The 9,928-nt window shown below is 52.9% G+C and carries 8 protein-coding genes; 7 read left to right on the forward strand and 1 reads right to left on the reverse strand.

Translation table 11 applies throughout. The annotated features are described in order from the left end of the window. The first annotated feature begins 406 nt into the window (after positions 1–406). The 7 genes from LC084_RS18275 to lldD all read left to right on the forward strand — a co-directional run bounded on the left by LC084_RS18275 (position 407) and on the right by lldD (position 8,697). Entirely contained in the window at positions 407–2,332 is a 1,926-nt protein-coding gene (locus LC084_RS18275; RefSeq protein ID WP_226572670.1) for a PTS mannitol transporter subunit IICBA, read from the forward strand. Between the two features lie 268 nt (positions 2,333–2,600). Continuing rightward, positions 2,601–3,740, forward strand: coding sequence for a mannitol-1-phosphate 5-dehydrogenase (gene mtlD, locus LC084_RS18280; RefSeq protein WP_226572671.1), 1,140 nt, complete (start codon positions 2,601–2,603; stop codon positions 3,738–3,740). Positions 3,741–3,750: 10 nt separating this feature from the next. Further along, entirely contained in the window at positions 3,751–4,329 is a 579-nt protein-coding gene (mtlR, locus tag LC084_RS18285) for a mannitol operon repressor MtlR (RefSeq protein ID WP_226572672.1), read from the forward strand. 123 nt (positions 4,330–4,452) lie between these two features. Continuing rightward, the gene (locus tag LC084_RS18290; RefSeq protein WP_110026901.1) at positions 4,453–4,815 is read left to right on the forward strand and encodes a YibL family ribosome-associated protein; all 363 of its coding nucleotides are present in this window, start codon (positions 4,453–4,455) and stop codon (positions 4,813–4,815) included. Positions 4,816–5,069: 254 nt separating this feature from the next. Then, positions 5,070–6,725, forward strand: a complete 1,656-nt coding sequence (lldP, locus tag LC084_RS18295) for an L-lactate permease (protein ID WP_226572673.1) — start codon at positions 5,070–5,072, stop codon at positions 6,723–6,725. Next, positions 6,722–7,510 (forward strand): transcriptional regulator LldR, encoded by a 789-nt coding sequence (gene lldR / locus LC084_RS18300; protein WP_226572675.1) that lies wholly within the window; start codon positions 6,722–6,724, stop codon positions 7,508–7,510. Before lldP ends, lldR begins: the two co-directional genes overlap by 4 nt. Beyond that, positions 7,507–8,697, forward strand: coding sequence for an FMN-dependent L-lactate dehydrogenase LldD (gene lldD, locus LC084_RS18305; RefSeq protein WP_226572678.1), 1,191 nt, complete (start codon positions 7,507–7,509; stop codon positions 8,695–8,697). Before lldR ends, lldD begins: the two co-directional genes overlap by 4 nt. A 63-nt stretch (positions 8,698–8,760) precedes the next feature. Here the strand turns inward: lldD and yiiM are convergent, their stop codons facing one another. Continuing rightward, positions 8,761–9,441 (reverse strand): 6-hydroxyaminopurine reductase, encoded by a 681-nt coding sequence (yiiM, locus tag LC084_RS18310; protein WP_226572680.1) that lies wholly within the window; start codon positions 9,439–9,441, stop codon positions 8,761–8,763. Positions 9,442–9,928: the final 487 nt, after the last annotated feature.

Raw genomic sequence — 9,928 nt, forward strand, 5'->3', positions numbered from 1 at the left:
AACATGTAATTTACTTTCACCCAGCACCGAGAGGCCCTACTACAAGGTTGCTATTGATCACAATCAGGAAAAACCGCAAGAAATAGATTGTGATCAGCATCACAAAATACAAACAAACATAGGATGTTAAAATGTGATTAACATCACATTTACATGCCGCTTTTGCGTAATTTATCCCCATTGTGCTTTTTTTACACTGATATTTTGTGATCAAGATCACTCAATAACCCCATGAAATCCTATGAAAATAGTGATATTGATCACACAAATCCAGGCCGACTGGACAGATTCACGGTTAAGTGCCAGATTCGCGTCACTGAATCAATTCGGCGCTTACCTCTGCCGACACAGTTAACAATAAAACCCGGGTTGAATCCCAGCGCGTAAACAGAAGAAGGGGTGTTCTATGTCATCCGATATCAAGATCAAGGTGCAAAGCTTTGGTCGTTTTCTCAGCAATATGGTAATGCCGAACATTGGCGCATTTATCGCCTGGGGTATTATCACTGCGTTGTTTATTCCAACAGGCTGGCTGCCTAACGAAACGATGGCAAAACTGGTAGGGCCAATGATCTCCTACCTGTTGCCATTGTTGATTGGTTACACCGGTGGCCGTTTGGTAGGTAATGAGCGTGGTGGCGTGGTGGGTGCAATTACCACCATGGGCGTGATTGTTGGCGCCGATATTCCGATGTTCCTTGGTGCAATGATTGCCGGCCCGTTGGGCGGTTACTGCATTAAAAAATTCGATGGTTGGGTAGATGGTAAGGTTCGTTCCGGCTTCGAAATGCTGGTGAACAACTTCTCTGCCGGTATCATTGGTATGTTACTGGCAATGCTGGCGTTCCTCGGCATTGGCCCGGCTGTTGAAGTGCTGTCTAAAGTGCTGGCGGCGGGCGTTAACTTCATGGTCGTACACGACATGCTGCCGCTGGCGTCCATCTTTGTTGAACCGGCAAAAATCCTGTTCCTCAACAACGCCATCAACCACGGTATCTTCTCACCGTTGGGTATCCAGCAATCTCATGAAATCGGGAAATCTATCTTCTTCCTGATTGAAGCCAACCCGGGCCCGGGTATGGGTATCCTGCTGGCGTACATGTTCTTCGGCCGCGGTAGTGCCAAACAGTCTGCTGGCGGTGCGGCTATCATCCACTTCCTGGGTGGTATCCACGAAATTTACTTCCCGTATGTTCTGATGAACCCGCGTCTGCTGCTGGCTGTTATCCTCGGTGGTATGACTGGCGTGTTTACTCTGACCGTGCTGCACGGCGGCCTGGTTTCTCCGGCATCTCCGGGTTCTATCCTGGCGGTACTGGCAATGACTCCGAAAGGCGCATACTTCGCTAACATTGCTGCGATTTTCGCCGCCATGGCAGTTTCCTTCGTCGTTGCTTCTATTTTGCTGAAAACCAGCAAAGTTAAAGAAGAAGACGACCTGGAAGCAGCAACTGCACGTATGCATGATATGAAAGCACAGTCCAAAGGTGCTGGCGCACCGCAGGCTGTGGGTGCAGGCCTGAGCAACGACCTGAGCCATGTACGCAAAATCATTGTTGCCTGTGACGCCGGTATGGGTTCCAGCGCAATGGGTGCGGGCGTGCTGCGTAAAAAAGTGCAGAATGCCGGCCTGAACCATATTTCTGTAACCAACTGTGCAATCAACAGCCTGCCAGACGATGTTGATATTGTGATTACGCACCGTGACCTGACAGAGCGCGCTATGCGCCAGGCTCCTCAGGCACAGCATATTTCACTGACCAACTTCCTGGACAGCAGCCTGTATGCCAACCTCACTGACCGCTTGCTGGAATCCCAGAATCTGAGTGAGAAAGAAACCAAAGTGATGCACAGCCTGGAAGACAGCTTCACCTCCAGTGAAGAAAGTCTGTTCCGCCTGGGTGCCGACAACGTGTTCCTTGGCCGCAAAGCTGCCACCAAAGAAGAAGCCATTCGTTTTGCCGGTGAACAACTGGTGAAAGGGGGCTATGTCCAGCCAGAGTACGTTGAAGCCATGCTGGATCGTGAAAAACTGACCCCGACTTACCTGGGCGAATCTATCGCGGTGCCGCACGGTACAGTAGAAGCCAAAGACCGCGTGTTGAAAACCGGCGTGGTATTCTGCCAGTATCCGGAAGGTGTACGTTTTGGTGAAGAAGAAGATGATATCGCCCGTCTGGTTATCGGTATTGCTGCCCGCAATAACGAGCACATTCAGGTTATCACCAGCCTCACCAACGCACTGGATGATGAGAGTGTGATTGAGCGCCTTGCTGCCACCACCAGTGTCCAGGAAGTATTGGATCTGCTGTCTGGCAAACAGGCTGCGTAATACTCGTATGCGGTGGTTCGCCGCCGCATACAGTACGCATCGCGCAACAGCCAACACCAGGTAAACGCGCAACAGATGCACCGCTGGCTATGGCACACCCCTTCGCCAGCACAAAGCACCATAATAGCCTGAAGTGGCGTTACGCTACGGTGGCAATAAAACGTATCTCCCCTCTCCTTTACAGGAGAGGGTTACGGTGAGGCGATGCTTGTTCCACGTAACTCACCTTAGCCCTCTTCGGGAGCCATAATTTAGAGAAGGTTTACACATGAAAGCATTACATTTCGGCGCAGGTAATATCGGTCGTGGCTTTATCGGCAAACTTCTGGCAGATGCCGGTATCAGCCTGACATTCGCAGATGTTAACCAGGTAGTACTGGATGCATTAAACGCACGCAACAGCTACCAGGTGCATGTTGTTGGCGAACAAAAGCAAATCGATACCGTTACCGGTGTGGATGCCGTCAGTAGCATCGGTGACGATGTGGTGAAACTGATTGCCAGTGTGGACCTGGTGACTACCGCGGTAGGCCCACAAATACTGGAGCGTATCGCACCGGCTATCGCTAAAGGCCTGGTGTTACGTAAAACCCAGGGGAACGCCGCCCCGCTCAACATTATTGCCTGTGAAAACATGGTGCGTGGCACCACACAGTTGAAAGGCCATGTATTCAATGCGCTGGGTGATGAGGACAAAGCCTGGGTAGAAAGTCACATCGGCTTTGTTGACTCTGCCGTGGACCGCATTGTTCCCCCTTCCGAAGCCACCAATGACCCACTGGAAGTCACAGTTGAAACCTTCAGCGAATGGATTGTGGACAAAACCCAATTCGTTGGTGAGCTGCCTGCCATCAAAGGAATGGAGTTAACTGATAACCTGATGGCATTTGTTGAACGTAAGCTCTTCACGCTGAACACCGGGCATGCTATAACCGCGTACCTTGGTCAAATGGCGGGTCACCAGACTATTCGTGATGCCATTCTTGACCCGGCAATCCGCGCTGTTGTGAAAGGCGCAATGGAAGAGAGCGGCGCGGTGCTCATCAAGCGTTACGGCTTTGATGCAGAGAAACACGCAGCCTATATCCAGAAAATCCTTGGTCGTTTTGAGAACCCGTATCTGAAAGATGATGTGGAACGTGTTGGCCGCCAGCCATTGCGTAAATTAAGTGCGGGTGACCGCCTGATCAAACCGTTGCTGGGAACGATGGAATATGGTTTGCCCCACCCGAACCTGGTGAAAGGTATTGCAGCCGCAATGCACTACCACAGTGAACAGGACCCGCAAGCTCAGGAATTGGCAAAATTACTGGCGGAAAAAGGCCCACGCGCTGCCCTGGCAGACGTTTCCGGGCTCGATGCGAACAGCGATGTCGCCAATGATATCGTCGCCGCATTTAACGCCTGAAGATGAAATAATGGGCGCGGTCACGCGCCCTGGAAAATTGTCAGGTATGCAGGCAAAGATGGAAGAACCACAGGCATTTGAAAACCGTGTGCTTGAGCGTCTGAATGCTGGCAAAACCGTAAGAAGTTTCTTGATAGCGGCCGTAGAGTTATTAACGGACGCTGTCAATATTCTGGTACTCCAGGTCTTTCGCAAAGACGATTATGCTGTGAAATACGCGGTGGAACCTTTGCTGCATGGCGATGGCCCGCTGGGTGATCTCGCGGTACGGTTAAAGCTGATTTATGGTCTGGGTGTACTGAACCGCCTGGAGTATGAAGACTGCGAACTGCTTATTGCCCTGCGTGAAGAGCTGAACCACGATGGCAATGAGTATAGTTTTACTGATGACGAAATTCTCGGTCCGTTTGGTCAGTTACACTGTGTTGCCGCACTGCCTCCCGCGCCAGTGTTACTGGAAGGTGCCGATGCCAGCCTGCTGGCCATGCAACGCCAGCGTTACCAGCAAATGGTGCGCTCCACCATGGTGCTGTCGTTAACTGAGCTTATCTCCACCATCAGCCTGAAAAAGGCCTTTCAAAAAAAGTAATCTCTTTGCGGCCCAACTACGCCGCACCACTTCACCGTTCTCCCGTTCCCTTGCGCCATAGCAGGCAGTGTGTGCGGAAATAGTGTATTCTTGCCACAAACCAGACAGCCCTGAGTAAGCAACATGAAAGATGTAGAAAAAAATGAAATCAAGCGCCTGAGCGACCGCCTCGACGCCATTAACCACCAGCAGGCCAGCCTTTCTCTGGTCAACGATGCTGAGAAATACAGTGAACTGGCGGCAGAAAAAGAGACACTGGAAACCGAAATAGCCCGGTTACACCAGGTGGTTAACCAAAAGCTGAGCAAAGAAGCACAGAAATTACTGGGTATGCCGTTTCGCCGTGAAATCACCAAAAAAGAACAGGCTGATATGGGCAAACTCAAAAAAAGTGCCCGAGGCCTGGTGGTTGTGCACCCAATGACGGCACTTGGCCGTGAAATGGGCCTGAAAGCGATGACCGGTTTCTCCCGCACTGAATTCTGAGTTATCTGCCCACTCGGTCCTGCATGGAGTGGGCTATTTGGTCCTACCAATCCTCCCTGAATTTTCTCCTCTCTTCACATAAGCCAAAAAACTGTCGCAATAGCGTTGCTTTTCGTTAACACAAGGTTAACTATTTATTGGCATTTAACCTACAACCCTACATTGGTGGGACCACTTTTACAAAAAGCGTAACCAGCATCACTGGGTAAGCGCAAGCCTGAAGGCAACAAAAGGGTTCCCGGGAGACACCTGCTATGCATCTCTGGCATCAGAACTACGACCCCGCAGGCAATATCTGGCTGTCCAGCCTGATAGCCGCGCTGCCGATTCTGTTTTTCTTCTTCGCCCTGATAAAACTCAAAATGAAAGGCTACCAGGCAGCAACATTCACTGTGGTGATTGCCTTACTCGTAGCACTGTTTTTCTACCGGATGCCCGTTGACCGGGCACTTGCCTCAGTGGGATATGGCTTCTTCTATGGCTTGTGGCCAATTGCCTGGATAATTATTGCCGCGGTATTTGTATACCGTATTTCTGAAAAAACAGGCCAGTTTGATATTATCCGTGCTTCGATTCTCTCCATCACACCAGACCAGCGCCTGCAAATGCTGATTGTGGGTTTCTCCTTCGGTGCATTTCTGGAAGGTGCTGCTGGGTTTGGCGCGCCCGTTGCCATTACCGCGGCACTGCTGGTTGGGCTGGGGTTTAACCCACTGTATGCGGCAGGCCTGTGCCTGATTGTTAACACAGCCCCGGTAGCCTTTGGCGCGATGGGCATTCCGATTCTGGTTGCCGGCCAGGTAACCGGGCTGGACAGTTTCCATATTGGCCAGATGGTGGGCCGCCAGTTACCCTTCCTGACCATTATCGTGTTGTTCTGGATTATGGCGATTATGGATGGCTGGCGCGGTATTAAAGAGACCTGGCCTGCAGTTGTGGTGGCTGGTGGGTCATTTGCTGTTGCCCAGTTCCTGAGCTCTAACCTGCTGGGCCCGGAATTGCCGGATATCATCTCTTCACTAGTATCACTGGTGTGCCTGACGCTGTTTTTACGCCGCTGGAAACCTGCCCGTATTTTCCGTTTTGGCGATGTGTCTGCCGCTGTTGTCGACCAGACACTGGCTCGCAAGAATTACACTCGCGGCCAGGTGATTCGCGCCTGGACCCCGTTTCTGTTTTTAACCGCGACCGTAACACTGTGGAGCATTCCACCCTTTAAAGCCCTGTTTGCAGCCGATGGCGCACTGGCGCATTGGGTGGTCAAAGTTTCTGTCCCGTTCCTGGATAATCTGGTGGCACGTATGCCGCCCGTTGTGGCCAGCAGCACCCCATACCCGGCGGTGTTTAAATTTGACTACCTGTCTGCCACCGGTACTGCCATTCTGTTCGCCGCGTTGCTCTCTATTATTTGGCTGAAAATGAAGCCACGTGCAGCACTGGCGACTTTCAATGAAACCGTGCGCGACTTGCTGCTCCCGATTTATTCCATTGGGATGGTGCTGGCTTTCGCGTTTATCTCCAATTATTCAGGCTTGTCATCCACCCTGGCGCTGGCACTCGCCCATACCGGGCCAGCCTTCACCTTCTTCTCACCCTTTTTAGGCTGGCTTGGTGTGTTCCTGACAGGTTCAGATACCTCATCCAATGCCCTGTTTGCCGCATTACAGGCAACAGCAGCCCAGCAAATTGGCGTCTCTGACTTGTTAATGGTTACCGCCAATACCACTGGCGGTGTCACGGGCAAGATGATCTCGCCACAATCCATCGCCATTGCCTGTGCAGCGGTGGGCCTGGTAGGAAAAGAAGCGGACCTGTTCCGTTTCACAGTGAAACACAGCCTGATTTTCACCTGCATGGTGGGCGTGATTACCACACTGCAGGCTTATGTCTTAACCTGGATGATTCCATGACGTTAGTTTTACCCCGCCGCGCCGAGCAACTGGTTGAACGCCTGCGCGGTTATATTCGTGAACACAAACTGGAAGCGGGCATGCGTTTGCCCGCAGAACGCCAACTGGCTGTTGAACTGGGTGTTTCGCGCAATTCTCTGCGCGAAGCACTGCAAATGCTGATTAGTGAAGGCCTGCTGTTAAGCAGACGCGGAGGCGGTACCTTTATTCGCTACCAGTTAGAGCCCTGGTCAGAGCAACGTATTGTGCAACCCATTCGCCACCTGATGGCCGATGACCCGGACTACCGTTACGATATTCTGGAAGCCCGTTACGCCATTGAAGCCAGTACCGCATGGCACGCTGCAATGCGGGCAACCCCTGCCGATAAAGAACGCCTGCAATACTGTTTTGACGCCACGCTACAATTTAAAGAGAGCGATGACCCAAATCTTGCGGCCCAGGCAGACCTGCGCTTTCACCTTGCCGTGGCAGAGGCTTCACACAACGTGGTGTTGTTGCAAACCATGCGGGGCTTTTTCGATTTACTGCAATCTTCGGTGATGCAAAGCCGCCAGCGGATGTACACCCACCCGCCGATTTTCGCCCAGTTAACAGAGCAGCATCAGATGATGCTGGACGCCATTCTGCAGGGTGACGCGGAAGCTGCACGCAAAGCCGCCACTCACCATTTAGGTTTCGTGCATACCACCATCAAACGACTGGATGAGGACGAAGCCCGCCAGGCACGGGTTACCCGCCTGCCTGATTCCGACACTGATTATCCCAGGGAGAATGAAGCATGATTATTTCTGCCGCCAGCGACTATCGCGCCGCCGCGCAACGCAAACTACCCCCATTTCTGTTTCACTATATTGATGGTGGGGCCTATGCCGAACACACACTCAAACGTAATGTCACAGACTTATCGGATGTCGCCCTGCGCCAGCGGGTACTGAACAATATGGCTGAACTGAGCCTTGAAACGAAACTGTTCAACGAAACCCTCAGTATGCCGGTTGCCCTTGGCCCGGTGGGCTTGTGTGGCATGTATGCCCGGCGTGGCGAAGTTCAGGCTGCGCGCGCGGCAGCGGCACACGGCATTCCGTTTACGCTTTCTACCGTTTCAGTGTGCCCTATTGAAGAAGTCACCCCTGCGATTAACCGGCCAATGTGGTTCCAGTTATATGTGTTAAAAGACCGCGGCTTTATGCGTAACGCACTTGAGCGCGCCAAAGCGGCAGGCTGCACCACACTGGTGTTCACCGTAGATATGCCAACACCTGGCGCGCGCTACCGTGATGCCCACTCAGGTATGAGCGGCCCCCATGCTGCATTGCGCCGCTACTGGCAGGCGGTAACACACCCGTCCTGGTCGTGGGATGTCGGCTTGTTTGGTCGCCCTCATGATTTAGGGAATATTTCCGCTTATTTGGGCAAACCCACGGGCCTGGAAGATTATATTGGCTGGCTGGCAAAAAATTTCGACCCGTCAATTTGCTGGAAAGACCTGGAGTGGATCCGTGAGTTCTGGGATGGCCCCATGGTTATCAAAGGGATTCTCGACCCGGACGATGCCCGCGACGCAGTGCGTTTTGGTGCCGACGGTATTGTGGTTTCTAACCATGGTGGCCGCCAACTGGATGGCGTGCTCTCTTCAGCCCGCGCCCTGCCCGCCATTGCCGATGCGGTAAAAGGGGATATCACTATTCTGGCCGACAGCGGCATTCGCAGTGGGCTGGATGTAGTGCGCATGATTGCGCTGGGTGCCGACAGTACCTTGCTGGGGCGCGCTTATCTCTATGCGCTGGCAACCCACGGCGAAGCGGGTGTGGCAAACCTGTTGCAGTTGATTGAAAAAGAGATGCGGGTTGCCATGACACTGACTGGCGCCAACACCGTCAAGGATATCAGCCGCGATTCACTGGTGCAGGCCAGTGCAGAAATTCGCCATACGCTCAGTAGTGTGCCCCACCACCCGGATGCCGCCTGATATGCTGCCTTTTCCAAAGCGCCCGCACTGGGCGCTTATCAGCTACAACACACCCCACTGACTTCAGCTTTTCTTACCCCACAAACGGCGCGAGAAGTCTTCAATCTTTCCTGTCAGGCGGCGTTTTTGCAGGGTGTTCGTCCAGGAGGCGGCCAACCCGGCAGCACTTAGCAACAGGTGGTACTGTTCATCATCGAACGGCATATGCCAGGCAATAGCTGCGGCCTGGTAGACCGAGATATCACTCACGCGAGAGACCAGCTCCAGCGGCTTATCCGTATACACTTTCCCAGGGCTGACCACACGATACAACCAGCCACAGCGCCCGGTTTCCTGAATTTGCCGGGAAAAATCGCTAATGCCGAAGTGAAAGTTCAGCTTAAAACAAGGCGAACGGGGCTGCGTGACCTGGATCAGCGTATCACCCCAGCAAAAAATATCGCCAATGTGCACATTGCGCTCAGTCAGCCCGATGGTGGAAAGGTTTTCGCCCAGTGCCGGTGGCGCAAACAAACCGGCCTGTTCCGGGAAGGCTTGAGCCCAGGCTTCATAATGTTCCCGGGGGTAGTGGCACAGCGCACGGTCTGGACCACCATGAATACCTACCTCTGCCTGGCTATCGCCTTCCAGGCCCAAAGGAGTCAGTAATAGTTCACCTTCACGCTGGTATTTGGCAATCGCACTGGGGCGGCTGCCGGGGTAATCCTTGATGGTGCCGGTATAAACCTGAACGGGGTAACGCATACTACTCTCCTTGCAAGCACGGGCGGTCTGAATAAAGGCTCGCTTGTCAGGTGCAGGATTGCAACAGGAATTTAGTTAGCAGGGGTTTAAGGTGGGGGTGTGGTGGTGAGAGTGTCGTTCACTTTGCGCTGATGCCGGTGTGGTGAAAGTTCCGTTCACTTTGCGCTGATGTTGGTTTGGTGAAAGTTCCGTTCACTTTGCACTGATGCTGGTTCGGTGAAAGTTCCGTTCACTTTGCACTGATGCTGGTTCGGTGAAAGTTCCGTTCACTTTGCACTGATGCTGGTTCGGTGAAAGTTCCGTTCACCCAGGCTGGTGTGATTGTTCCGTTCACCTGAAGTGGTGTGGTCAATGTGGCTTCACAGACTGTGAACGTGTTAAGGGGCCCGCCCCTTAACAATCCGGTTTTTCGCGGGCAACCGGTGCTGCGCACTGCGTTCACCTCCGGGCAGTCAGCCTGCGGCCGGCTCGACTCGGCATCCATGCC

The organism is Mangrovibacter yixingensis (assembly GCF_020523985.1).
Classification (GTDB): Bacteria; Pseudomonadota; Gammaproteobacteria; order Enterobacterales; family Enterobacteriaceae; genus Mangrovibacter; species Mangrovibacter yixingensis.